At 39.7% G+C, this 26507-nt stretch carries 26 protein-coding genes and 1 pseudogene; 19 read left to right on the top strand and 8 right to left on the bottom strand.

All coding sequences use genetic code 11. The features are described 5' to 3' along the window. Positions 1 to 8 precede the first annotated feature (8 nt). From NYE65_RS07955 to catA, 5 genes are all read left to right on the top strand, one after another. Positions 9 to 284 (top strand): ArsR/SmtB family transcription factor, encoded by a 276-nt coding sequence (locus NYE65_RS07955; RefSeq protein ID WP_340862105.1) that lies wholly within the window; start codon positions 9 to 11, stop codon positions 282 to 284. A 108-nt stretch (positions 285 to 392) separates the two neighbouring features. Beyond that, on the top strand, positions 393 to 776 hold the full coding sequence (locus NYE65_RS07950; protein ID WP_264639484.1) for a VOC family protein: 384 nt from the start codon (positions 393 to 395) through the stop codon (positions 774 to 776). A gap of 868 nt (positions 777 to 1644) precedes the next feature. Then, positions 1645 to 2721 (top strand): tetratricopeptide repeat-containing glycosyltransferase family 2 protein, encoded by a 1077-nt coding sequence (locus tag NYE65_RS07945; protein WP_340860375.1) that lies wholly within the window; start codon positions 1645 to 1647, stop codon positions 2719 to 2721. Positions 2722 to 2741: 20 nt separating this feature from the next. Further along, positions 2742 to 5291: a collagen-like triple helix repeat-containing protein gene (locus NYE65_RS07940; protein ID WP_340860374.1), complete on the top strand. Its 2550-nt coding sequence runs from the start codon at positions 2742 to 2744 to the stop codon at positions 5289 to 5291. A 268-nt stretch (positions 5292 to 5559) separates the two neighbouring features. Next, positions 5560 to 6207: a type A chloramphenicol O-acetyltransferase gene (gene catA, locus NYE65_RS07935; protein ID WP_328175955.1), complete on the top strand. Its 648-nt coding sequence runs from the start codon at positions 5560 to 5562 to the stop codon at positions 6205 to 6207. A gap of 765 nt (positions 6208 to 6972) precedes the next feature. Here catA and NYE65_RS07930 read toward each other — a convergent pair. Then, complete coding sequence (locus tag NYE65_RS07930) at positions 6973 to 8430, bottom strand: S8 family serine peptidase (protein ID WP_340860372.1); 1458 nt, start codon at positions 8428 to 8430, stop codon at positions 6973 to 6975. 277 nt (positions 8431 to 8707) lie between these two features. Between NYE65_RS07930 and NYE65_RS07925 the strand changes: the two genes are divergently transcribed. The 3 genes from NYE65_RS07925 to map all read left to right on the top strand — a co-directional run bounded on the left by NYE65_RS07925 (position 8708) and on the right by map (position 10834). Continuing rightward, positions 8708 to 9340, top strand: a complete 633-nt coding sequence (locus NYE65_RS07925) for a LysE family translocator (RefSeq protein WP_328175953.1) — start codon at positions 8708 to 8710, stop codon at positions 9338 to 9340. A 252-nt stretch (positions 9341 to 9592) separates the two neighbouring features. Then, complete coding sequence (locus tag NYE65_RS07920; protein WP_034304346.1) at positions 9593 to 9826, top strand: hypothetical protein; 234 nt, start codon at positions 9593 to 9595, stop codon at positions 9824 to 9826. Positions 9827 to 10093: 267 nt separating this feature from the next. Next, positions 10094 to 10834, top strand: coding sequence for a type I methionyl aminopeptidase (gene map, locus NYE65_RS07915; RefSeq protein WP_063575125.1), 741 nt, complete (start codon positions 10094 to 10096; stop codon positions 10832 to 10834). 338 nt (positions 10835 to 11172) lie between these two features. Here map and NYE65_RS07910 read toward each other — a convergent pair whose 3' ends face one another. Together NYE65_RS07910 and NYE65_RS07905 are read right to left on the bottom strand one after the other, a co-directional pair. Then, on the bottom strand, positions 11173 to 11811 hold the full coding sequence (locus NYE65_RS07910) for a DUF2306 domain-containing protein (RefSeq protein WP_340860369.1): 639 nt from the start codon (positions 11809 to 11811) through the stop codon (positions 11173 to 11175). A gap of 49 nt (positions 11812 to 11860) precedes the next feature. Then, a complete protein-coding gene (locus NYE65_RS07905) occupies positions 11861 to 12436 on the bottom strand; it encodes a pyridoxamine 5'-phosphate oxidase family protein (RefSeq protein WP_268589866.1) in 576 nt (191 codons plus the stop codon). Positions 12437 to 12725: 289 nt separating this feature from the next. Between NYE65_RS07905 and NYE65_RS07900 the strand changes: the two genes are divergently transcribed. Continuing rightward, the gene (locus tag NYE65_RS07900; protein WP_340860367.1) at positions 12726 to 13928 is read left to right on the top strand and encodes a macrolide family glycosyltransferase; all 1203 of its coding nucleotides are present in this window, start codon (positions 12726 to 12728) and stop codon (positions 13926 to 13928) included. Positions 13929 to 14291: 363 nt separating this feature from the next. On the opposite strand, the gene NYE65_RS07895 is transcribed toward NYE65_RS07900, so the two are convergent. The 3 genes from NYE65_RS07895 to NYE65_RS07885 all read right to left on the bottom strand — a co-directional run bounded on the left by NYE65_RS07895 (position 14292) and on the right by NYE65_RS07885 (position 17651). Further along, the gene (locus tag NYE65_RS07895; protein WP_340860366.1) at positions 14292 to 15653 is read right to left on the bottom strand and encodes an MFS transporter; all 1362 of its coding nucleotides are present in this window, start codon (positions 15651 to 15653) and stop codon (positions 14292 to 14294) included. Positions 15654 to 15911: 258 nt separating this feature from the next. Next, positions 15912 to 16631: an RraA family protein gene (locus NYE65_RS07890; protein ID WP_340860365.1), complete on the bottom strand. Its 720-nt coding sequence runs from the start codon at positions 16629 to 16631 to the stop codon at positions 15912 to 15914. A 42-nt stretch (positions 16632 to 16673) separates the two neighbouring features. Continuing rightward, positions 16674 to 17651, bottom strand: a complete 978-nt coding sequence (locus NYE65_RS07885; RefSeq protein ID WP_340860363.1) for a 2-hydroxyacid dehydrogenase — start codon at positions 17649 to 17651, stop codon at positions 16674 to 16676. Positions 17652 to 17778: 127 nt separating this feature from the next. On the opposite strand from NYE65_RS07885, the gene NYE65_RS07880 reads away from it, so the two are divergent. From NYE65_RS07880 to NYE65_RS07855, 6 genes are all read left to right on the top strand, one after another. Further along, entirely contained in the window at positions 17779 to 18657 is an 879-nt protein-coding gene (locus tag NYE65_RS07880) for a LysR family transcriptional regulator (protein WP_340860362.1), read from the top strand. A 195-nt stretch (positions 18658 to 18852) separates the two neighbouring features. Further along, positions 18853 to 19497, top strand: coding sequence for a Type 1 glutamine amidotransferase-like domain-containing protein (locus NYE65_RS07875; RefSeq protein WP_340860360.1), 645 nt, complete (start codon positions 18853 to 18855; stop codon positions 19495 to 19497). 70 nt (positions 19498 to 19567) lie between these two features. Then, positions 19568 to 19879, top strand: coding sequence for a hypothetical protein (locus tag NYE65_RS07870; RefSeq protein ID WP_048687636.1), 312 nt, complete (start codon positions 19568 to 19570; stop codon positions 19877 to 19879). 26 nt (positions 19880 to 19905) lie between these two features. Then, a complete protein-coding gene (locus NYE65_RS07865) occupies positions 19906 to 20403 on the top strand; it encodes an SRPBCC family protein (protein ID WP_340860359.1) in 498 nt (165 codons plus the stop codon). A gap of 655 nt (positions 20404 to 21058) precedes the next feature. Next, entirely contained in the window at positions 21059 to 21958 is a 900-nt protein-coding gene (locus tag NYE65_RS07860) for a DMT family transporter (RefSeq protein WP_340860357.1), read from the top strand. 26 nt (positions 21959 to 21984) lie between these two features. Continuing rightward, positions 21985 to 22404 carry a VOC family protein gene (locus NYE65_RS07855; protein WP_340860356.1) on the top strand — a complete coding sequence of 140 codons (420 nt, stop codon included), beginning with the start codon at positions 21985 to 21987 and terminating at the stop codon, positions 22402 to 22404. A gap of 52 nt (positions 22405 to 22456) precedes the next feature. Here the strand turns inward: NYE65_RS07855 and NYE65_RS07850 are convergent. Next, a pseudogene (locus NYE65_RS07850) lies at positions 22457 to 22645 on the bottom strand (SDR family oxidoreductase); the annotation flags it as partial. 502 nt (positions 22646 to 23147) lie between these two features. Between NYE65_RS07850 and NYE65_RS07845 the strand changes: the two are divergent. From NYE65_RS07845 to NYE65_RS07830, 4 genes are all read left to right on the top strand, one after another. Continuing rightward, complete coding sequence (locus tag NYE65_RS07845) at positions 23148 to 23411, top strand: hypothetical protein (RefSeq protein ID WP_057276427.1); 264 nt, start codon at positions 23148 to 23150, stop codon at positions 23409 to 23411. Between the two features lie 63 nt (positions 23412 to 23474). Continuing rightward, a complete protein-coding gene (locus NYE65_RS07840; RefSeq protein WP_340860354.1) occupies positions 23475 to 23669 on the top strand; it encodes a hypothetical protein in 195 nt (64 codons plus the stop codon). Positions 23670 to 23864: 195 nt separating this feature from the next. Next, the gene (locus NYE65_RS07835) at positions 23865 to 24869 is read left to right on the top strand and encodes a phosphotransferase enzyme family protein (RefSeq protein ID WP_340860353.1); all 1005 of its coding nucleotides are present in this window, start codon (positions 23865 to 23867) and stop codon (positions 24867 to 24869) included. 11 nt (positions 24870 to 24880) lie between these two features. Beyond that, entirely contained in the window at positions 24881 to 25414 is a 534-nt protein-coding gene (locus NYE65_RS07830; RefSeq protein ID WP_340860351.1) for a GNAT family N-acetyltransferase, read from the top strand. Positions 25415 to 25507: 93 nt separating this feature from the next. Here NYE65_RS07830 and NYE65_RS07825 read toward each other — a convergent pair whose 3' ends face one another. Then, positions 25508 to 26305, bottom strand: a complete 798-nt coding sequence (locus NYE65_RS07825) for a peptidoglycan-binding protein (RefSeq protein ID WP_328175939.1) — start codon at positions 26303 to 26305, stop codon at positions 25508 to 25510. Between the last annotated feature and the right edge of the window lie 202 nt (positions 26306 to 26507).

Here is a 26507-nt window from a genome sequence, read left to right as displayed (position 1 = left end):
ATCGATGTATGTGGGATAAAGACGCTATATTCAAAGCACTCGGCGATTCGACTCGGCGGCTGATATTGGACGAACTATCTGAACGCAACGAGCTGACGTTGTATGAACTTACGGTACGTCTCATTACAAAGCACGGCCTTGCCATTTCGCGACAGGCGATCGCTAAACATCTAGCTGCATTGGAAGATGCAGGACTCGTAAAATCAAAACGAAAGGGAAAATATCGAGTACTAATGTTCAACAACGAACCACTTAAAGACTTGTTGAAAGGATGGATAGAGTAATTTTATAAAATCGGAACAGGACTTCTGAAGAATGTGTGGGTTTTTCGGATTGGAGCCAGATTGTTTGCAGAGCACCAGCGTGGTAAATATTAAAGGAGGCAAAAGGTTATGAAAATCATTGTTACCAGTTTATTCGTACAAGACCAAGACAAGGCACTGGAATTTTATTCTGAAAAGCTGGGATTTGTAAAAAAGCATGACGTTCCCATGGGGAAATTCAGGTGGATTACGCTTGTTTCTCCCGATGATCATGACGGTACCGAGCTTTTACTCGAACCGAATGAGCATCCTGCCGCAAAGGAATATCAAAAGAAGATAGTAGCCGAAGGCATCCCAGCAACAATGTTTGGCGTTGCAGATATTCATAATGAGTACAAACGACTATTGGAAAACGGCGTGAAGTTTACGATGGAGCCGACAAAAATGGGAGAAAGCACTATAGCGGTCTTCGATGATACATGCGGCAACCTTATTCAGATAGTGCAGCAGTAATTTTATGTGAAATAGTTTTATTGTAATGTTTTTAAGTTGGAGGAAGTGTGTTCATCTTAAACAACTTTAAGTTAACCCTGTCCTGATTTTAGGACAGGGTTTTATATTTTTGGAGTGTAAAAATGACATTGTTGTCATTCTCCAATAGAAATGTAACATTTAAAAAAGTTTATAAATCGAAAAAATAACCCCGAAAGATCGGGGTTATTTTTTATTTACTTGACGTCCACTTTTTTTTGAGCTCTGTGAACTTGTGTTTCCAATTTGAAATTCATTACCTAGTTCAACATCGTTTCTTTTATCCTGTTTCTCGATTTGCTTTCTCGTTTGATCCTTGTTTTGCATCCCTTGTTTAGACAATACGTATCCATCTCGCTTTCAATATTATTGTTTTTAATATGCGCAAGTATAAGGAAAATACGTATTATTATTTAAAAAATAATTCTTTTAATAACTTACTAATAGTTCTTATTATATTAGGTGTTTTTTCGTTCTTCTTCGGTGTCTAACTTGAAGGGAGTTGCAGCGGATTTAGCTGCTAATCGGCAGCTTCTTTTATCAAAAAAGAAGAAATTAGTTTAAGTCTGTTAATTATTGTACTTAAACTAAAGGGGGTGCTTTAGCGCCATAGAGGGCCGCCAATTGGCGGCCTTTTGAATGTACGGTCATTAACAAAATCATACATTTGGTGTAAAAACAAATTAGGTCCTTCAGCAAAGGAATTATAACAAAAATGCGTTTGCAAAAAAAATCTTGAATTTCCTGCAATTGACGATTTTCCTTGTCATGTCCTGGATTTAATTAGATCACCCTAACTCCAGACATTATGGCAGGCAGAAACTAATATGCTCTTAATGGAGGTGGTTTAATGGGCGGGATTTCAATTAGTTTATGCATGATTGTAAAGGATGAAGAAGCTTCCCTTCCTAACTGTCTTGCTTCTGTTAGGGAACTAGTCGATGAAATGATTATCATTGATACAGGATCAAAAGATAACACGAAACAAATTGCCTCAGCCTTCACTGATCATGTTTATGATTTTGAATGGATCGATGATTTTTCGGCTGCGAGAAACTTCGCTTTTTCTAAAGCGACAAAAGAATATATACTCTGGCTTGATGCGGATGATATTTTAACAGAAGAGAATAAGGAGAAATTTTCAACGCTGAAAAAAGAGCTTCCTCCTCACTTCGATTCTGTCATGATGTTTTATCATCTTTCTTTTGATGGGAATGGGAACCCCAGCTTCAGTTCCAGGCGGAACCGGCTCGTAAAACGGGAAAAGAACTTCCAATGGATAGGATTCGTTCATGAGTATCTTGAAGTAACCGGACTCACATTTCAATCGGATATTGCCATACATCATAAAAAGGAAAAAAGCTTTAATGATCGTAATTTGAGAATTTACAAGAAGGCCCTTAAACCAGGAATTGATTTTTCACCGCGCGACAAATATTACTATGCGAATGAATGCAATGACCATGGTTTATATGATGATGCCATCAAGTGGTATCGAAAATTTCTTGATGAGGGTAAAGGATGGAGCGAGGATAATATTCAAGCCTGCGGCAAGTTGGCGGACTGCCATATTCAATTAAAAGATTGGGGTTCAGCAGTCCAGAGCTGTTTAAAGTCTTTCGAGTACGATACACCTAGAGGGGAAATCTGCTGTCGGCTCGGTTACATCCATTTGGAGCAACATGAATATGAACGATCTATATTCTGGTACAATCTGGCAACGAAAATAGAAATACCAGAAACAAAAAGCCCTTTTATCGAGCGGAATTGTTACACATGGCTGCCGCACATTCAGCTTTGCGTATGTTTTGACCGCATCGGCAAGCTAGAGGAATCAAAAAGACATAATGAGTTAGCTGCTGAATACTTTCCAGATCACCCTTCCATCGACTATAACCGCAGCTACTTTCAGATGCATTTTATATAAAAAAGAAGGTGAAACAAAATATGCCAGAATTCTTTGATGGAAGAACATCTCAAAATGCTTCCTATGCCAACTCCATTAACATTCCCACTTCGTCTGCTTACCAACTTTTTGGGCAAGTTGGCATTAATGTTAACGAAGCAAATCCCACTTCAATGATTCGTGTTCAATTTGACGGGATTATTACCTTAAAAGTAAATCCAGCAGCTAATGTTTTTGAAAATTCTGTTGAAATTAAAATTGTAAGAGGGACCAATCCTAATGCTAATACAATTTTTACCGGTATTAAGACTATTGTTCTTAATGGTTCTGAGGCCGGACCTCAAGAGTACGCTTTTTCAGCTTCAGATTACAATGTCCCCAAAGGTTCAGGGTTTTTAGTATATACAGCTTTTGTTCGTAACATTACTGGTTCTGTTGATACAGATGTAACGCGTGTTGGTCCAGAGAGCTTTAATGCGTCAGCTATTGGAAATACAGGAGCCTCAGGAGTAACGGGCGCCACAGGGCCAACGGGAGCAACAGGAGTCGCGGGAGCCACGGGAGCCACCGGAGCAACAGGGGCCACGGGAGCCACGGGAGATCCCGGCGCCACCGGAGCCACGGGAGCAACAGGGGCCACGGGAGCCACAGGGGCCGCAGGAGCCACGGGAGCCACCGGAGCAACAGGAGATCCCGGAGCCACGGGAGCCGCGGGAGCAACAGGAGCCACGGGAGCAACAGGAGCCACGGGAGTCGCCGGAGCCACGGGAGATCCGGGAGCCGCGGGAGCCACCGGAGCCACAGGAGCGACGGGTGTCGCTGGAGCCACGGGAGTCGCTGGAGCCACGGGAGTCGCTGGAGCCACAGGGGCCACGGGAGCCACCGGAGTTACCGGAGCCACAGGGGCAACAGGAGCAACAGGAGATCCCGGAGCCACGGGAACAACGGGGGCAACAGGAGATCCCGGAGCCACGGGAGCCGCGGGAGCAACAGGGGCCACGGGAGCCACGGGAGCCACCGGAGCAACAGGAGATCCCGGAGCCACGGGAGCCACAGGGGCAACAGGAGATCCCGGAGCCACGGGAGTCACGGGAGTCGCTGGAGCCACGGGAGTCACGGGAGTCGCCGGAGCCACGGGAGATCCGGGAGCCGCAGGAGCCACGGGAGTCGCCGGAGCCACGGGAGCAACAGGAGCCACGGGAGCAACAGGGGCCACGGGAGCCACGGGAGCCACCGGAGCAACAGGAGATCCCGGAGCCACGGGAGCCACAGGGGCAACAGGAGATCCCGGAGCCACGGGAGCAACAGGAGCGACGGGAGAACCAGGAGCCACAGGGGCAACAGGAGCAGCAGGAGATCCCGGAGCCACGGGAGCCACAGGGGCAACAGGAGATCCCGGCGCCACGGGAGTCACGGGAGTCGCCGGAGCCACGGGAGTCACGGGAGTCGCCGGAGCCACGGGAGATCCGGGAGCCGCAGGAGCCACGGGAGTCGCCGGAGCCACGGGAGCCACAGGAGCCACGGGAGCGACGGGTGTCGCTGGAGCAACAGGGGCCACGGGAGCAACAGGAGCGACGGGAGATCCAGGTGTCACAGGGGCAACAGGAGCCATGGGAGCAACAGGCGTAACAGGAGCGACGGGAGATCCAGGTGTCACCGGAGCCACGGGAAATGCAGGAGCGACCGGTGCAACAGGAGCCACAGGAGAACCAGGAGCCACGGGAGCCACGGGAGTCGCCGGAGTGACAGGAGCTACGGGAGCTACGGGAGCCACGGGAGCCACAGGAGCTACAGGAGCCACGGGAGTCGCCGGAGTGACAGGAGCTACGGGAGCCGCTGGAGCAACAGGGGCCACGGGAGTCGCCGGAGCCACGGGAGCAACAGGAGCGACGGGAGCCACAGGGGTAACAGGTGTCGCCGGAGTGACAGGAGCCACGGGAAATGCAGGAGCGACCGGTGCAACAGGAGCCACAGGAGAACCAGGAGCCACGGGAGCCACGGGAGTCGCCGGAGTGACAGGAGCTACGGGAGCCGCTGGAGCAACAGGGGCCACGGGAGTCGCCGGAGCCACGGGAGCAACAGGAGCGACGGGCGCCACAGGGGTAACAGGAGTCGCCGGAGTGACAGGAGCCACGGGAGCAACAGGAGATTCGGGAGCAACAGGGGCCACGGGAGCCACGGGAGCCACAGGCGTAACTCCTCAATTATTCTCAGCAGAAGCGGCTGGTCCAATCGCTCTCACAACTACTGGAACCGAAACAACAGTGGTTACAATGAATGTACCAACTACTGTTGACCAGAGCATTAAAGTGGACTATGCGGTATCAATTGATGTGGTCACAACGGCCAACTCAAATTTCACCTTTCAAACTAGGCTATATCGTAATGGTATTTTAATAGATACACGTTCCGTTCAAAGAAGTGTAAGTGCTGCAGGTACATCAAGATTTCCTGTTGCATCTACTAATGTAAATATTGCTGCCATCACTGGAACTTCAACATATGAAATTAGAATCGCTTATACAGTAGCAACAAATGTAACCTCCTCAAGTGCTATTAATGTCGATATTAACGCAATACGCTTTCCGTAATGAAAGTAACTCCATATCACCAGCCATATCCTTTGAAGAAGGGTATGGCCTTTTTTGTAGGACATTAGAATAAGAAATAGTGATGCTTAATGCCTTATGGAATTAACGGGGCAGTATCGTAAAAGAAAGTAATCTCTGTAGGTTGATTTTAGTCTGGGAATATTTAATAATGTTGGGGTATGAATTCGTTTATAAAAGGATGACTGTCATGAAAAAAGCAGAGGAAATAGCCTCCTAAATCAATAAAACACATTAGGAGGCGTTGTATATGAAATTCAATATAATTGATCGTGAAAATTGGGTTCGAAAAGAGTATTTTGAACACTATTTACAACAACAAACAACATTCAGTATAACGAATGAAATGAATATTACTGTTCTTATGGAAAACTTAAAGAAGAAAAATTATAAGTTATATCCCGCGTTTATTTTCATGGTTACAAAAATAGTTAATTCCCATCGAGAATTTAGAACCAGCTTTAACCAAGAAGGGAATTTAGGTTATTGGTCAGAAGTTTTGCCTTCTTATACAATTTTCGATAAGAAGACATACACATTTTCTAGCATCTGGTCACCAAATGCAAGTAGGTTTTCTGAATTCCATTCCCAGTATGAAAAAGATGTAGAAGAATACAATGGTACGGGTAGTTTATTTCCAAAGACCCCTATACCAGATAATCATATTCCGATATCCATGATCCCTTGGAGTTCTTTTACAGCATTTAATTTAAATATTAATAATGGTGGCGATTTTCTCTTACCCATTATAACTGGGGGGAAATATTCACAAATAAAAGATGAATTGTTCTTGCCTGTTTCGTTGCAAATTCATCATGCAGTTTGTGATGGGTATCATGCAAGTGTTTTTATGAATGACTTCCAAAGGTTTGCTGATGAAAGTGCAGACTGGCTCTAGTTGTTCATCGGGAAAATATCTAAAAGGGAATTGTGAAAATCGAGTTTGTCTACATTTTTTTGTTTGTACAAATTTGGACGTTGATTGGAACGTAGGGCATTCGCTTTCCGCGGGCGGTCCGGGAGCCTCCTCGGCGCACTTGCGCCTGTGGGGTCTCCCTTGGACTCGCTATTCCCGCAGGAGTCTCGCACACCCGCTCCAATCAAATATGTTTAAAAATTTGGATAGAACTCCTTTTGCCTAAAGTCTTGGGAACTGTGAAAGCAGTTCCTTTTTTTATAGAATTAAAAAAAGGTTTATGTACCGTTAGTTCAATAAGTAGATGTTTTTGGCGCGGTATTATATAGATGTGAGAATGACTTACATAATTTAAAGGGAGATGATTTAATGTCATTTAATATTTTGATACCAATTATTATAATGGGTCTCATAATTCTTTGCGGCTTTGGAATTTTCAAGATTGCCAAACTCATAAAAAGGTGAGGCTAGCCGGCGGCCATTACTTATGAAACTAAAGGGGCAGGATAATTCCATAACACAAATTGGAAAATGCATATTTACTTGGACTAGAATTTGTAATTAAGCGATAAAACAAAAAATCCCTGCAATTAAGCAGGGGATGAATTTTAACTGGTGAGTTGTGTTAATTAGAATATGGCTTCACGCATTTTATGTGTTTCCGTTTTTTATATTTCAGGCATATAGCCTTTATTGTTATGGATATATTTTTCTTAATTACTGTTCGGGCTTGTACTTTTAAATAAGCTACTTCTTTATATTTTCTAATGCTCTATATGCATTTGCTTCTCCTGAACCAAATAAAGCATCTTGTCCTTTCTTTCCATAGTCAAGAGTTGTTTGCTTAATGCGAGCTGTTACTTGGGCTGGTTTATACTCCGGATGAGATGCCTTAATAACCCCTGCAATTCCAGCTACTTGAGGAGTGGCCATGGAAGTACCAGCATTAAACTCATATGAAGTACCTAAATAGGTAGGCCAAGTACTAAGGATTAAGTTACTTGGATCAGCCGCCGCAGGGTCATTGGTTTCTGCATATTCAGGCCCGAAATCCCCTCCGGGAGCTGCCACGTCAATGGCACTGTTTCCATAATTAGAGTAGAAAGCAAGCTGTTGAGTTGACCATTTTGTGGAGGCAGACACATTAATGACTCCTGGCAGCTGTGCCGGTACCACGGTTGCAGGCCCTTTCACGCTCATACCATATGGTTCATACAATTTATTTAAAAATTCGTTAACTTCCTTCTTATCATCTAAATTTAAACTTTCATTACCACTGCCGGCCACTACAGTTACTCCATTCTTTACTGCATATTGAATGGCTCTCTTCCAAAGTAACGTTTCGGCGATTGATTTATAACTTTCTCCTTCAATTGTCATTTTGTTATTATTATAGAAACGTAGAGACATATTAATAACATCTACCTTGTCATTTGTTGCTGCAATGATTCCATCTATAATCCAAGTTGGTAATCCAAGGGCTTGCTCTGAGTATAATGCGCGATAGGCCCTGATTCCTAAATCTGGTCCTACACCCTTTGTCTTACCATTTGCCCCAATGATCCCGGCAACGTGAGTACCGTGCCCATTGCGATCTTTTATATCAGCAGGATCACCTGTTTCAGATTCATCCATTCCAGCAGGAACAAGATTACGTCCGCCTAATATATTATTCTTTAAGTCAGGATGAGACTCATCAATTCCGGTATCAATCACTCCCACCACTGCTTTATGAGTAATGCTTCCATCTTTATTTTTATATCCGCCTGTTTCTAAATCATATGATTTCCCGTCGTTGGTCACCCTTTGTATATCCCATTGGGAGTCCCAATAACTCTCAGAATTTTGCTGGCTGATGATACTGGATCCATAGTTATAAGGGCTGACTGCTGTTTTGTCTAAGGTTAGGGGAATTTCTCTGTTAGCAGCTTCTATTGAAGAATGAGCTTTTAGGTTTTTAAGAAAAGAAGGCTCGTCAGATTGAGCTTCTATTCCTCCAACCTCGGGAAGGACTTTGGTTATTTTACCACCGGCTTTCCGTATTACCTCTTGGTAATTCTCTGGTAATCCACCTTTAAAAGCTATTGCGTATGAGTCATTCAGCTCCTGATTTTGACTCATAGCTTGGGCAGGAACATCACCAGCGGAAAGTATCCCTGCTCCTACAGCAATCGAAAGTACAGTATGTAGAATTCTCTTTTTCATATGTCTCCTCCTATATAATGGAAAATATTAACCGTATACTATCTTAATATACAACAACTTAAATTCCAAGTTTTTCTAATGAGTCTATTATTGAAATAGGCAGCTCTTTTTATTTATGAAATGATCGGGGCGGTTAGTTGAAGAAGGGAATATGTTAAGAAGCAATTTGAATCGTCTAACTTTAAGAGAAGTATTAAAAAAACAAAAAAATCTTTTCTTTTCATACAATTTTAACTATTATCAATAAGGGCACCAAAAAATAAAAAGAGGTGCTACAATGTACGGAATCATTAATTACGAGGTATTTTTACTAACAGGAATCCTATTAAATCTCATTCCTGGTGCAGACACAATGTATATTGTGGGAAGAAGTATTTCACAAGGAAGACAAGCAGGTGTTTATTCTGTTTTTGGCATTATTACAGGATCTTTAATCCATACGTTATTTGTTGCTTTGGGTTTATCAATCATCCTTACAAAATCTGTTATTTTATTTAATGCAATTAAAATTGTTGGTGTTATTTATTTGATGTACTTGGGAATTAGAATGTTGATTGATAAAACAAATGCAAATTTTGATATTGCTCCATCCAGTAAATTAAACATCAGAAAGTTATATATACAAGGACTTTTAACAAGTCTTACGAATCCAAAAGTTTCTTTATTTTTTATTGCATTTCTCCCGCAATTTATAGATACAAAGGTTTCAGGTCCTATTCCTTTTATCATTTTAGGACTTACTTTTACATTCACTGGATTTCTATGGTGTCTATTTATTGCAATTTTCTCTTCGCATGCTACAAAAAAACTAAGAGGAAACCAAAAGGTAGGAATGATTTTAAACAAAATAACAGGAATAATTTTTATTGGCATGGGGTTAAAGTTGCTGCAAACAAAAGCTCCTCAATAACATTTAAAAAGCATTGCCCCCCTCATATATGTTATTAAAGGTTAAATCGGCATATGTAATAAACCCCTTTAGAATATACCCTAAAGGGGTTTTTGCCTTTATAGAACTAACAGGTGAATTAGTTGATGAAGGAAAATGTTTTTTTGTCTAGAATATGTCTAGTGGGAACTGTGAAAGGTGTAAAAATCCTGTGTCGCCAAAAGGTTTATATATCAATGCAATTCAGTATCAATCAATATGAGGAGGGTTCAAATGGATAAAAGAGTTCAATTTGACTTTGAAATCAAGTTTACTAATGGCGGTGGGCTTCAAGGGCAGGAATTCCGCCTTGATATTGATGGAGATGACATCACTGACCAAGAGTTAGCCAAGTATATTGTAGAGGATATGAGGTTACTAATGGTTGGAGAAGTTAAGATATTTAATAAAAAGATCATTAATGAAAAACATAAACGAAAACCGGTTGATGAGAACTCCGGAAAGTAACCTGCTTCTTCAGCTAACAAGTGTGTTAGCTGAAGATCGGAGCTGCCTTTAAGGCAGCTTTTTTTTATGGAACTATTGGGGCAGTATAGTTGAAGAACGATTTAAGATGTTTCAATTAAGTTGGATATTTGAATGAGAATAAAAGTAGGGGGAAAAGAGGGGCATCGTACCCAATTATGTACATTGCTTTTATTTTTCGCTAAAATAAAGGGTATAATGAATGCTTATATAGTTTATTGATGATAAAAGATAATGAGGTAGAAAAAAATGATTGCAAAAACAGAAGATGATTTTAATGGTTTGAAGGAAATTGGCAAAATTATTGCCTCCATTAGAGATGAATTGGTACAAAGAACAATTCCGGGCATAACGACCAAAGAACTTGATGATATAGCCGGGGAACGTTTAGAAAAAGCGGGTGCAGTTTCAGCTCCAAAAGGTGAATATGATTTTCCTGGCTATACTTGCATCAGCCTAAATGATGAAGTGGCACATGGCATTCCGGGTGATCGGGTTATTCGTGAAGGGGATATAGTAAATATAGATGTATCCGCTTCAAAGAACGGTTATTTCGCAGATACAGGAATCTCATTTGTAGTAGGCGAAGGAGAAGAAGTATTAACGAAATTATGCGACGTCGCCAAAAAGGCATTTGAAGCGGGTCTTAAGAAAGCAAAACCCGGTTCCAAAAAAAGCAGAATCGGAAAAGCGGTGTTCGAAACAGCGAGACAGCATGGATTCACGGTTATCAAAAACCTTACAGGACATGGTGTTGGACGTAGAATACACGAAGCACCTGACCATATTTGTAATTATTATGATCCATGGGATAATGAAATATTAAAGGAAGGGATGGTTATCGCATTCGAACCATTCATCTCAACCTTTGAAGAAGAAGTATTCCAAAAAGAAGACGGTTGGACCTATGCTACTGAAAAAAGCTTTGTAGCTCAAGTGGAACATACGATTATCCTTACTAAAAATGGACCGATCATTGTCACGCTTTAATTCAAGCATAGACGGAAAAGGCGCGTATTCATATAAGTTGTTCCTGAAGTAACATATAAATTCGTAACATTTTTAAAAAATGTTTCTCGCATCTAAAGGAGTTGCTTTTGCAGCTCCTTTTTCTTATGAAACTATAGGGGCAGGTTAAGCAAAGTTTCTTCGGATTTTTTTTCTAACAGATAATTTATTCACCTTGTAATCGTTACTCCATATAATGAAAGTAGATAGGACAACTCTCTCCTGTCCTATTTATTCCCATCCGGTTCATTTGAAGTAACTATTCTTAGCGGCGAATAGTTACTTTTTTAGTTACAAAGAATCTTCGCCAAACAAGTCAATTAGCTGATTTCTCTACCCGTTTTTTTATTAAGGATCATCCACTCCACTATGACAAAGTTGAGAACGAGTCCTGCCCAAATGTTCACATTCAATACTTCCTCGATCATCTTATCTCTTCCTTCTGGAAGCATAAATCCATTAAAAGTGTAATAAGTAATGAGAAGAACGGGTACTAGTACACGTGCACTGACTGCTACTAGAGTTATACCAAAACTACGCATCATCCATATTCGGTGTGTATGAAAATGCCCTTTAGCAGCTGTACGGTAACCCTTCCAACATGTGAATAACCACAGAATGGCCAGAGTAAGAAAAGCTGCTGCTTTTGTGAAACTTTCTATATAGAAGACAACTGCAAGAGCAAGAATTCCACTAATAAAAACACTGACAACATAAATCCTCCCCATATAGCGATGAACCTTTGGATTTTTCAAACGAATACGATCCATAAACTGAAGAAAGCCTGTTATTAAGGCAATAAAGGCGCAACCAATATGTGTAACAAGTATAGAATATTGTGTTGTCGAAGTAATATCTACACGGCTGTTAGCAGGATTTAAAGTTAGATAGGGGATCATGAAAGGAATCATAATCCCAACCGAGACTATAACTAAAATCCACCAACCTTTTTTTTGCATTATACCTTTTTTAACTCCTTTATTATGTTTGTACGTAACAAGCAGAATTTTAGGTGGTTTTAGAGTCATTCGATAATTTTTTCCCTAATGGTGTCAGAATGCCATCAATGGTGGAGGAGTTCTTTTCACGCAAATAATTTTCCAGTTCAGCTTCACCCTTTTTCATGTTGGACCGATTCAATGTTTCACGTTCATTGGAGTAGGTCATGAAGGGGACACTATATCCGCAAGAGGTTTGGACTTTATGAATTTTAGCTAAAATGATTTGTCTTGCACCGGGCATCATTTCAAAATGACCTATCATCCGATCCCATTCTTCTGTTTCAGGCAGAATCACTTTGCCTGAACCATATAAGCGCAAGATCATCGGCGGACCTTCAAATGCACAAAACATAAAGGTGATCCGAGCATTTTCATTAATATGTCCGCTTGTTTCGTTACCACTCCCGGTTAGATCCAAATACGCAATTTCGGTAGATGATAGGATGCGAAGGGTATCATACCCTTTTGGAGAAAGGTTAACATGCCCAGCCGCATCCAAAGGTGCCGTCGCAATAAAAAACAAATGCTGTTTCTTTATGAAGTTTTGATGCTCAGCTAACATTTTCGGAAAATACTTTGCCATCATTATTCCCTCCAAAGAAATCCATTTTAAAATATAAGTTCTCTATTAATGAGTGGATTACCTTTTTCAGCTATACTACCCTGATGAAAAAAGCGATAGCTGCATACAGCGCTCGTTTTCCCTTTGAGAATCCGGCTGACCTTTATGAACGATATTAATTTTAGATTACAAGGGTGATTAAGAATTTGAGATTTTCCAGTATTGTACTATGATAAATTTATATTGTTTGAATTTGGAAGGGTATGGGGGAATAACCATACTTTTACATAATCATTTAAGGAGTGGTAGAATGGCACGTGTTTTATTTATTAATGCTGGATCAGAAGGACATATCAATCCAACTATTGGAGTTGTGCAAGAGCTTATTTCGCGTGGAGAAGAGGTAGTGTATCTTACGATAGAGTCTTTTCGGGAACGTATAGAGAGGACGGGAGCTACTGTACGAACAATTGACGGTGAAAAATTTATAGAAGCTTTTCTCTCAGGGGGAAGAAATTATTTACTCGAAAGAATCAACGGTCTTTTACATACGGTAGATATCGTCATACCTAGCGTGCTTGAACAGATCAAAGGAGAGCATTTCGATTACATCATCCATGACTCCATGTTTGGCTGTGGCCGTATGCTTGCCCAAATCCTTAAGCTTCCCGCAATCAATTCTTGTACTTCTTTTGCGCAGACAAAAGCATCATTCGATAAAATGCTGGAACAGCTTTCTAAAGAAATCACTCCAGAAATAGGTAAACCTATACAAGATGAATTTCAAAGACTGACGGCAATGGTGAAGGAAAAATATGATGTGGAGATCCATTCTGCTTACGAAGTTTTTTGTAATCCTGCACCACTTTCAATCGTTTATACAACTAGGGAGTTTCAACCTTTTAAAGAAGCATTCGACCAAACTTACAAATTTGTAGGTCCGTCCATCTCTTCACGAATAAAGCAGGATAACTTTGACCTTGCTGATATCAAAGGAAAAAGTCCCCTTTACATTTCGCTTGGGACGGTTTTTAACCGGTCTCTTGATTTTTATAAGCTTTGTTTTGAAGCATTTGGAAATAGCGATCACACGGTGGTCATGTCGGTCGGTCAACAAATCCCGCTAATTGAATTAGGAGAGATCCCCAAAAACTTCATTGTGAAAAAATATGTTCCACAAACGGACGTGCTAAAATACACTAAATTATTTATCACACATGGCGGAATGAATAGTACCAATGAGGGTCTCTACTATGGAGTTCCGCTAATTGTCATCCCGCAAAGCGCGGATCAGCCGATGATTGCAGGGCAAGTTGCCAATATCGGAGCCGGTATTACATTACAAATGCAAAGCTTGACTGCAAATCAGCTGCGTGAGGCCGCAGATCATGTGTTAAACGACCCAACCTTCCATAAAACTGTTTCAAAATTAAAAGAATCCTTTCAAAAATCGGGTGGATATCACCAAGCTGTTGATGAGATTTTTGAATTTAAAAGACAATACGATATTTAAAAATGTATGATCGGCGGCATTTTTTTAGTGGCAATTCTTTTTTATTGTAAATGAAGGAATGAATCATATTTTTGAAAGATGTAAAAGTGGTCTGCTATTTATATGGTTAACCTGAGAATAATGGATATGGTATATTTTTTTGAATCTGAGAATGCCGGCTATATGCTTAATATTAAGGATGATTTAAAATTTCGAATAGACAGAAACGACAATGTCGTTATAGGCAAGGGTTTAATTGAGGGTTGCTGCGGCAGCCTTTTTTTGTTGAGCTAAAGGGTCATTAATATTAAAAAAGATCAACCAGCGATTTTTACTGGTTGATCTTTGAAAAGAATGATGTAAACGGATACATTTTTTAAATAATCATGATGTAGCTATTTCATGGTCATCTTTTTCTATCGCTAGTTTAGTCTTTTCCATTGGTTCAATGATCGTAAAGAGGAGGATAAAGGTCATTAAAGAGCTGACTGATAAAAACATGAATACCATTTTCCAATTAAATGAATCTAAAATCAATCCTACTACGAATGGAGCAAATGCACCGCCTAACGATCCTCCAGTATTAACAATTGAAGCGGCAAGGGGCAATTTTTTTTTGGATGTAATCCCCATAGGATATGCTAAAAACGCTGAATATCCCAAATTCAACAAAATACCCGTAATAAGAAGAACGATACTTAAAAACATTGGGTCATTTGGGGCGTACAACAATGCATACATGCTGAAAATTGTCGATGCTGCAGTCACTATCATAAGAGGTTTTCGACGTTTGTTAAAGATGTTATCCGAAACCCAACCGCCTATTAGATTACCTAACATGGCCCCTATCCACGGAGAGGAGGCAACAAATCCCATTTCCATAATGGAATACTTTTTGACGTTAACCAAATAAGTAGGTATCCATGTCATAATGGCATAAACAATACCGACCATGAAAAAGTACCCCAACGTACATCCCCATATATTCCATGAAAGAAAAACCTTCCTATTTGTATCAAGGAAATCTACTTTCTTGGTACGAATAATTTTGTCTACCCATTTCATCGAATATTTTTTCTTATTTCCTTTGATTTTCTCATCGATGGTCGAAGGCTTTTCTGATTTGATATAATCTATTTCCTCTTTTGAGCAATGTGGACTTTCTTCCGGATTATCCTTTACTAGCCAGAGCCAAAATAAAGCGAAGATAAAGCCCGGAATGGCAAATATATAGAAAACTTCACGCCAGCCGAAAGCATAAATAATGTAAGCACACAGCGGAGGAACTATGGCAGGAGCGAACTTGATTGCTGACATATAAATTCCTGTCGCAGTTCCCTTTTCCTTTCCAGGGAACCATCGGTTAATCGTGGAAATAATTCCGACTGGAAGTGGTCCCTCTGCAACACCTAGTAATATTCTGCCAATTTTAAGTTGAAGGGCAGAACTAGCCGTTCCGATAAATAATGTTGCAGCCGAAGTAACAATCATAGAGAAGGTGAATATTTTTCGTGTCCCAAACTTACTATAGATGAACCCAGCTGGAATCTGGATAATTGCATATCCGATGTAAAAAAGACTGGCCATTGCACCAATATCAGTGTTACTCAATTCAAATTCTTTTTGAAAATATGGAATGACTACACTGATATTTGCCCTGTCTGCACCAGCGATCATATAAGTTAGAAAAATTAATAACATGACTACCCAACGAAATCGAGTCTTTTTTTGTAATGAATTCTGCATTAGATTTCTTCCCCTCCTCATAAATAATTTGGCACAGTAACGATTTCCTTCTTTTGTCATTTAAATTGTAAGTAGGTATAGTGTCTAAAGGAATGGAGAACTCCAGTCTAATTTCCAAACACCATTATAAATGTCTGGAAAATTCCAGAGTAATCCACAGAAGAGGGTTACCGTCGTATCAACCTGTATAACAACACACAACTTAACGAGTTACCGTGAGAATATGCTAAGTTACAAGAACTTTAACATACACCATAGTTAGTCTCGATTACCTGTAATCAATTCTTTTACTTTGGATGATTTATTTTTAATTTCACAGCCCCGGTCTTGAAGACTTTTATCAACCCAAGTTCGATCCCACGCCATATTCATGATATCATCCATTTCCTGGTGTTCCCTGAGGAACTTAGCTTTCGATTTTTCTATTAACTCATCCGTATCTTGCGGGTTAATGACAACAATACCATCATCATCGCCGACTACAATGTCTCCAGGATGAACCACTACTCCGCCACAAGAAATAGGAACATTAATTTCCCCAGGTCCGTCTTTATATGGACCCCGTGGATTGACACCTGCTGCGTAGATTGGGATATCCATCTTTCTTAAGGCTCCAACATCACGAATGGCACCATCGATTATAAACCCGCCTAATCCTCTTTTTTGAGCCCACAATACCATTAGTTCGCCCATGATTGCATTTGTTAAATCCCCCTGAGCATCAACAACTAATATATCGCCGGGTAGAGCAAGATCAAGTGCTTTATGAAGCATGAGGTTGTCACCGGGACGTGTTTTAATTGTAAAAGCTGGCCCAAGTAATGGCTTATCATTAATTGGACGAATTTTGGGATTCATGCAAAACATACGGTTCATATTATCAGCAATTACAGATACGGGTAACCCTTTAAACTCGTTTACTGCTTCTTTAGTTGGACGATTAATGTTTGAATACACACGCATTCCAATATTAGACATAATGTAAGTCCTCTTTTCTTTTTTTACATTCAATTTTTAGAGTTAAACAGATGCTGAAGTCAATTTCACTAAATTATCAGGCATGTTCCCATCTTCTACTTTTCTTATATTTTCAAAGGATAAGCGCAGTACAGTTTCCAACACATCCCTAGTCCCCCCTGCAATATGAGGAGTAGCAAGTATATTATCAAGTTTTAATAATGGATTATCTGAATTTATGGGTTCAGATGACCAGGTATCAATGGCTGCGCCAAGTAAACGATTACATTTTAATGCTTCGGCGAGTGATTTTTCATCAATGATATTACCTCGGGCTACATTAACTAAAATTGCTGAAGACTTCATAAGTTTCAATTCCTTTTCACCAATCAAGTTCCTTGTGGCTGGTATTAAAGGAATATGGAGGCTTATAATATCCGACTGTGATAATAAATCATTAAAAGGTACATAAGTTAATCCTAATTTTTTCTCCTCTTCCATTGATAATCTTTTCACATCATAATAAACAACGTTAGTTCCAAAAGCCTTTGACAATGCTGCAACTTTTTTTCCTATGTTTCCTATACCGATTATCCCATGGGTTTTACCGTTCACTTCGAACATTGATGGGCGGTATTCCCACATTTTCCATTCACCACTTTTTGTTACTCGATCTAAGAAATGAAGTTTTCTGTACAGGCTTATCATCATGCCGATGGTCAATTCCACAACACTGTTTGAATTTGCTCCTGGTGTACTGGCAACATGGATTCCCATCTCACTAGCAGCATTCAAATCAATATTATCAACACCACTTCCGGTTTTTTGAATCAATTTAACATTGGGTGCTTTTTCTAATAACTCTCTCGTAATAGGATAAGATGCTGTAATTAAATAGTTTGCTTCATGTAATGCTTGTTCTTTTTTTACTTCATCCAAATCAATCCAGTATTTAACCTCCATATCCAAACTTTTGAATGTATTTATTATTTCATGTGTTGCTGTGAATACTTTTTCAAAATAAATAACTTTACAACTCAAGATACATTCCTCCAATTCAATTAGACAAAATAATTAATTAACTTTATATTAAATATAGAAAATGAGATTGTAAAACGAATTAATTAGCTATTTAATAACATAAATATTGCTATTTGGAGGCGGAATAATGGATTTTCATTCTATTGATACTTTTCTCGCAGTCGTTCGAACAAAAACCATTAGCGGTGCAGCAGAAGAATTACATTTAGCGCAAACTACCGTAAGTCAACGAATAAAGGTAATAGAAAAAGAAATTGGGGTTCAATTAATTGAACGCGGGAAAGGAATAAAACAAATCATTTTAACTCCTCTGGGTGAGGAATTTTATAAATTAGCGAAAGAATGGAGTCGTTTAGGACAAGAAGCGAAGCTATTAAAAACGCAAGGCCCACAATTACCCTTGATTGTTGGTGGTGTTGATAGTGTTAATACATTTGTTTTACCAAAAGTCTTTAAAAAACTAAGTAACCATCATCCTCCAATTAAACTTCAAATCCGAACCTTACATTCCGATAATCTATACTCTGAAGTTGAAAATAGACATATTGATGTGGCTTATTCCCTTAGAAAAAGAGTCCATCCAAATGTAAAAGTTAAAAAGTGCTTTACATCACCTATGGTTGTTCTTCAAACTTCAGATATAAGTTGTTATAGTTCGGAAAAGCTCCACCCTAAAGAATTAGATTCTGATTACGAACTATTCATGCCTTGGGGAGTTGAATATCAATCTTGGCATTCTTATTGGTGGGATCCATTATCGATTTCACGAATAAAACTGGACAGTACTCATTTGCTTCTACATCTTCTTCAAGATCCATTACAGTGGGCTATTGTTCCTAAATGGATAGCTGATGAAGCAATTAAACGTGGAAGTTACAAAATTTATGAACTTACAGATTCACCCCCGGATTATACAGTTTATGAACTTACTCATATAAAACAAACAACGCTTAAGCAAAAGGCTATAGAAATTATTAATCACTACTTTCAGGAAGAATTCTATTAAACGTTCCTATCACTACTTGTGGTGGTGTCTACAATTCTTAAATGTGCTTTACTTCAAGTAGGAAGGTTGCTGTGGCAGCCTTTTTTTGTTGAGCTACGGGGGCAATTTAGCTGCAAAGCGGTGTCTTATAAAGGTATTGTCTTTTTTACATAGAATATTTTAAGAGAATAGCATGTGAATGAATGGGGGACATATATGGAAATTTGTTTGATTGGTGGCGGAAATCACACGAATAATGAATTACGTGAAGTGTTCCTGGAACCTTCAAAAATGATTAAACCTGAAGCTAAGATTTTAATAATCCCTTTTGCAACCGACAATTCCAGGTATGAAAGTTGGATGGCAAGTATTACACAAGCTTTTTCAATCATGGAGAATGTAAGTATTGAATTATTAAATGAAGACCTTTCAGGCAAAGAAATGAAAAAGTCTATAATGGAACATGATATTCTCTATTTTATAGGTGGAAAGCCAGAAAGGTTAATCCATGTAATTGAAGAAAAGGGACTTACCGCAACTATCAAAAACTTTCAAGGTTTAATCATTGGATATAGTGCGGGTTCATTAGCTTTCGGCCATGATTGCATAATCACAAAAGATAAAGACTATCCAGAAACGATAGTGATCAAGGGCTTAGGATTAGTGGGGTTTAGCGTTGAGGTCCATTACGAGGATAATGTAGATGGAGAATTATTTCCCTTATCAAATGAAAGAAAGATATATGCAATACCAAATGGAAGTGCAGTTTTCTCCAAGAACGGGGAACTATATAAAGGTAAAAATGATATCTATTCCTTTCAATATATGAAAAAGGAAATAGTGAATTCCAAAGTCTTATAAAACTGTCAGGCGCTTTATCCCAATTGGAGCAAGGTAGCATGACGCTAAGGATAGAGAAAAGGAGACTGCAATGAAAGTAAATTTAATGATCTTCATTACATCAATAAAAGAACAAGAAAAGAATAGGTTAATGATGAAAACATTTGAATCTGATATTCGTCCTGTTACAGGGGATATAATCGATGATCCGGGGTTCGATCCACGATTTCATAATGGATATGAAGTTGTAAAGGTTACGATAAATTATGCTTCGGATGAATGTTTGGTATCCCTGCACCCGCTTGCGATCGAAATCGAGGAAATCAGGATGGAAACTTATTTGGAGAAACTGGAAGCACACGGTTGGCGTGCTGTCTCAAAAGAAGAATTGAAAAGTATGTAAAAATGATATAAGGAGGGAGTATGTAAATGGAAAAATACTCGACAACCACTTTAAAGATGATTAGAAATTTTGATGTAATGCCTGAAAGGGTATTTGATGCATGGGTGGACCCCGGGATGATGAGAAAATGGCTTTTTACATTGGAGGGGACAAATAAAGTGGCACAAAATGATCCTCAAGTGGGAGGAACTTGGGAGATTATTGATCATCGCGATGGAAAAGATTATCGGGCGATAGGGGAGTACCTTGAATTGGACCGTCCCAATAAATTAGTGTTCACTTTTAAAATGCCGCAATTCAGTGAAGCGGCAGATACAATTACAGTTGAGCTGAAAGAACTTCAAAAGGGCTGTGAAATGACATTTTCACAAAACATCACCGTTCCTCATGAAGAAAATTGGACACAATCCGATATCGAAAAAGCACTCGGAGAGTATCACGATGGATCTGAACACGGCTGGAATTTAATGTTTATGGGACTGAAAGAATTGGTTGAAACTGGACAAGTCAGCTATAAAGGCTAATAGTCGTTGGCCACAGTTTTTAGACAATAGGAAATCGGAATCGCATCCCGAACCATGAAGGTTGGAATGGATTGAGGAAATTTGCGAAACTCCTGCCGAATAACTGGCTAGCCGAGACCCCACGGACGTTTGCGCCGAGGAGGCTTGGCAGACAATCGGCGGTAATGGAGCGGATTTCCTGAAAGCAGCTGATGTTTTCTTGAAGAAACTATAGGCTGATCTCACACCGAATTATGTATAAGACTAGGTCCTTTAAGTTTTTTTCCTGTACTCCTTATTGGATGGAAGAAATTTGCGACACTCCTGCCGAAAAACTGGCTAGCCGAGACCCCGCAGGCGCTTGCGGTGAGGAGGCTCGGCAGACAGTTGGCGGAAAGGGAGCGGATTTTTGAAATCGACTGGAATGTATTCGAACTCAATTACCGGGTTTGTGCTAATAGCCGTTTGCCAATGAAAAGCTCTCCAAATTAACTGGAGGGCTTTTCGGAATGTAGTTTGATATATTGACAATCCCCTTTTAATTGGTAATATTTACTTTATTATTACATATGTGATTTTTAATAGAAGGCGGTTTAATTATGGATGGGAAAATCAGTTACGACGAGTTTCATAAATTGATAGAAAGTGGGCAATATCATAAATTGGTCATGTTATTATGACTAACTTTATGTACATATTTTGTTTATTAGTATGGGGTCTTAATTTTATTGCCGTTAAGATTCAAGGTACACCTGTGAGTTTAGAATTATCTTTAACCTATCGTTTAGGTTTGACGGCCATCCTATTTTTCATTTTATTGTGCATGCTTAGACCTAAAGGAAAACCTGAGAAAAAGGATGTTCCATTCATTATTGTGTTTGGAATTTGTAATTTTGCTTTAAGCTATTTATGCCTTTATTACGCCACTATCTTAAGTTCAGCAGCAATGGTTACGTTAATTTTTTCATTGAAAGTCATTTTAACGCCCATTGCCCTTCGTGTTTTTTTGAAGGAACCATTGCATTCACGTATCATAATTGGCGGGATAATTGGTGTGCTGGCTGTTTGTATTGTTATTTATCCGAGTTTACATGATATTCATGGATTCAATGATATAAAGGGCATCATGATGGCTGTTCTTGGTACCACCCTTACTGCATTGGGCGATGCAAGCTCGGCTAGAAATGCCAGGGAGAAAGTGAACCCAATCTATGCCAATGTACTTGGATTTGCAGCAGGAGGAATTCTTTTGGCGGCCATTGTGTTCATCCAAGGACAAGCAGTCACTATACCGACATCCATTACATATTTATCTGCTTTGTTCTATTTAACTATATTCGCTTCCTTTGGAGCTTGGCTATTTTACCTCAAGCTTGTAGAAAAGATAGGCGGGGCGAAAAGTGGATACATGGTTGCCCTTTTTCCGGCAATTGGAGGTATAGCTTCAGTGATGATTGGTGAATCAGATCCAACCATTTTCTTGGGAGCTGGCTGTCTTTTCAGTTGTTTAGGTGCGGCGATTGCTTTAGGTTTTGGCATGAATATTGGTAAAAGTAATTTGAAAAAAGAAATGTAATTCGATTTACAGAGAGGGATGGGACAATGGAAAGTAAATGGCCAACTGAAATGAAAGTAGCGCAGATCCGGGTTGCACGTCCTACTGATCAACTAAAAAAGGTAGTAAACTTCTATTGTGAAGGATTAGGATTGAAAAAAATCGGTTCTTTCGAAGGGCACGAGGGATATGACGGCATCATGATCGGGCTTCCGGATTCCAGCTATCATCTGGAGTTTACCCAACATAAGGATGGCAGTCCTTGTCCTGCCCCATCAAAAGATAATCTGCTTGTCTTTTATATTCCTGAATGTAAGACCATTGAGGAAATCACGAATAGGTTGAAAGGTATGGGCTATGAACCGGTTTCTCCGGAAAATCCATATTGGGAAAAATCAGGTGTTACCGTTGAAGATCCGGATGGTTGGAGAATTGTATTGATGAATTCGCCCGGCATAGGAAATTAAATTTCACAAAGGAAACGACCGAAAAGCACCATGCTTTTCGGTCGTTTTAGAGTTATGAGGACATCGTGATCCCGCCATTGATATGAATGCACTGTCCTGTTATATAAGCACCTTCATCAGATACTAGCAGCACATAGGCGCCTGCATGATCTTCCGGCTGCCCAGGGCGGCCAAGCGGTGCCTCTGTACCGAACTCGGCAACGGATGGTTCGTCGAACGTCGCCGGGATCAGCGGGGTCCAAGCATTCAGCTTTTTTTTGTGCCATTTTATGGAGTGAATGTAAGACAGAATAGATCAATATAAAATAAACTCACGAGTAAAAGCGTGAAACTCACGAGTAAATCGGCTAAACTCACGAGTAAAAGTGTGAAACTCACGAGTAAATGGCTAAAACTCACGAGTAAACGCCGATTCGACAAATAAAAGCGTGAAAAATTCACGAGTATATGCCCAATTCACGCATAATAGCCCGAAACTTACTGGAAATGCTCCAAAACTGGTTTGTTTCAATGCAATTGGCTGTATAAAGGTGTAAAGGAGATTGAAAAGGCAATGATTTTCCTTACGTAAGCAGCTATTGGTTTTGGCGGATTTTGTTTATCGTAATCAGTTTATTCATCATTTTTACGACTGTTAATTCATTCTTTCGCTGAAAAACCCCAATTTTTGTAATGATTTATTTAGCCTTGGACATACTTAATGAAGATATCAATAACTAACATTCAATTAAGGAGGAAACCCAATGGCTAACGAAAATATCCAAATGAAAATGGAACATATTTGGCAGGATACATGTGGATCATGGGAAAATTGTACGGAAACCACAATTCAGTCATTTTTGGCAAAATCTGAAGAAAGCAATATTGACCCGCAATATTGCATGAGCTGGGTGGAACAACATAAAGCCCAAATACCTGAATGGGATGCCGTTTCAAAAGTATCGCTCGACTGGGTAAATCAACATACCTCAACGGGTTCACCCATTTCAATCAAGGATGATTATTGAAAAGATATATCCTTTCTGCTTATGAATGGTTCGAACTCCACTATGGTTAAGAGGTGAAAATAGTTGTCAAATAATGAGGAACAAAACGGGAAATCAAATCGTCGGGATCAAGATTACAGAGTTAATGAGTGGGATGAAATGAATGGTGAAGATAAATTTGTACAATCAGCCATCCAAGAGGAATTCAATAATCCGGTAATCGAAGAAACGATCTTGAAGTTCAATAAAATAGCGAATGAAGAAGAAAAGGATACTTGATTTTGGACGCCCCTATAGGGCGTTTTTTTTTTTGAGAAAGACGAAGGAGCCGTTAATAAATGATTATGCAAAAGAACATATCTTTACTTTTTAGATTTATAAAATACAAATAAAGGGAAATGGCATCTTGGTATCGTATATAAAGCATAGTATAAATCGTTTTCATTAATAATGTTGGCAATGGGAGTGAAGATCATGGAAGCAGCGGTAGAACGAATTTTTTCTAATGAATTGGTGAAATTGGCGGGGGATTTTTTTCAAGTGAATGCTGGGAATCCGGTTAAACTTGGAGATGCAGAGAACTACGTATTTGAGGTTTACAGGGATGGAACGCCATATATCTTAAGAATGACCCATCAATCACATCGTACAAAAGATCAAGTGCTTGCTGAGCTAAAGTGGATTGAGCATTTACAGAATAATGGGAGTGAAATTCCTAAAGTTCTCTTTTCGAAAGAAAAAAATTTAGTTGAAATTGTAAAGGGCTTGGATGGTACGGAATTTTATTGTTGCCTGTTTGAAAAAGCTCCTGGTGTTAGGATGAAAGTCACTGATGAAAATTTCGATGGACCTTTATTTTTTGAATGGGGAAGAACCATTGGCCAAATGCATAAACAAACAAAAAGTTATAAGCCTGAAGCGAAATATAAACGGCTGGATTGGCATGAAGAGGAATTATTGAATGTCCAGCTCTATCAATCCGATGTACCGGAGCAAGTGATCCGCCAACAAGAAATAATCAACAAGCATTTAAATGCCCTTTCCGTTCATCAAGATAATTTTGGCTTGATTCATTCTGATATACATAACGGCAATTTCCACTATCATGAGGGGCGGATTCATGTTTTTGACTTTGATGACTGTTCATATCACTGGTTTGCCAGCGATTTGGCGATCCCTCTGTACTATCTGATGTGGAGTTTGGAACGTGAAGGGATAAAAGGGCTCGATGAATATGCTGCCAAGTTCATGAGGGAATTCATAAAAGGGTATGAGACGGAAAATATTCTGGCACCTGTGGAATACGAAACGATTCCTCTATTTTTAAAGCTAAGGGATTTAACGTTATATAACTTTTTTCATAAAAAGTATGATTTGAAGAATGCGGATCGTTCATTATCCAATACCGTTCAAAAAATTGAACAAAGAATCATGGAAGGCCGGACTATTGTTCACTTCGATCCGAACATGGTTCATTAAGGGGGATTGGAATGCCAGGAATGAAAAATAATCGGCTTGCATATATGATCCGGACTGGTGTATTGGAAGATGCGGAAGCGGTTTTGGATGTACAGAATTCCGTTATCTCTGAAGGCGAGTATTTTATTGCCTTATCGGAGGAGTTCAATAAAACACCTGAACAGCAACGAGATTGGATACGAAGGTTATTGGAAAATGAACGGGAAACCATCATCGTGGCCGAAATGAATGATGAAGTGGTTGGATGGATAGCCTTTCAATCGGAAAATAGGAAGAGAATGTTCCACAAGGGCTCATTTGGGGTGATGATCAGAAAAAATTTCAGAGGGATGGGAATCGGAAAAGAGCTTATTGAGGCGTTATTGGATTGGGCAGAAGCCAATCCGTTGATTGAAAAGGTGAGTTTGGGGGTTTTTTCAACGAATCATCGGGCAATATCATTGTATAAACGGCTGGGGTTTGTTGAAGAAGGCCGTAAAATCAAAGAATTCAAGATGAGCGAAAGTGAATACGTTGATGACATTATCATGTACAAATTGGTTTAAACAGAACGAAAGAGCATGAATGGATTCCATACATGCTCTTTGCGGTTTGGTTATGTATCTATTTTTATAGTAAATCGATATTTATGTCATGCATTATCTAATGACTCTTACCTTCACTTGCTTTCTTCCCCACGTTAGAGCATCCGCTTCTTTCGCGATGAATACATCGATTCTGTTTCCTTTGATCGCACCGCCCGTGTCTGCAGCGATGGCTTGTCCGTAGCCTTCGACTTCCACGATGGAGCCTAGCGGAATCACGTTCGGATCGACTGCTATCAGTTTGGCATCATCATATTTTTCTAAATCGACACCCATTCTTGTAGTGCCTGAACATCCTTCGCAGCTTGCTGTATAAGCTGTACTTGTAACCGTCAGTTCTTTAACGGCTGAGCTTGCTGAACTGGCTCTTTCTTCTAATTTACTGAAGGTCCGTGCACCGGCTATACCGTCAGCGGATAATCCCTTTTGGTTTTGAAAGTTCATGACTGCTTGTTTTGTACCTGATCCATAAATGCCATCGACCGTTGATGAGTAAACATCCCAGGCTTTCAATAGCCTTTGCAGTTCAGCTACAGGTCTTCCCATATCCCCGCTTTTCAGTACCTGTATTTTCTGATTCGTTTGTGTTCCTGATATTCCATCGACTTTCAGCCCTGATTTTTCCTGAAACTTCTTTACGGATTCCTTTGTAATCGGGCCGTAGTAACCTGTTGCTTCATGATAGGGAAAAACCCCTTTTGTCAGTAATAATTCTTGTAATTCTTTAACATCACTATTACTCATTCCAAATGAAAGTGTGCGATCCAAAGCAGCGGCTTCGCCTTTAGTTGGCATGCAAACTCCTAGAATGAATACAGAAGCCGTTAGGATCGTTAATAAAATTTTCTTCATGTTTATCCTCCTCGTTGTTTCCTGCAATTAAACCATTCGTTAAACTATCACTCTTTTAGGCGCAGTTAAGGAAAAACACCGCGAAGGCACTAAGTAATTGTTAAAACATGTAACATAAAGAAAAGAAATGAGGCGGACATCGGGTTACCATATCCTTATCAATTGTAGAATTATGGGAAAAAATCAAGTTTCATATGAAACT

Source organism: Peribacillus sp. FSL R5-0717, from assembly GCF_038002945.1.
GTDB lineage: Bacteria > Bacillota > Bacilli > Bacillales > DSM-1321 > Peribacillus > Peribacillus frigoritolerans.
Note: the sequence above shows the minus strand (reverse complement) of the source record. Positions and strands in the feature narration are given on the sequence as shown.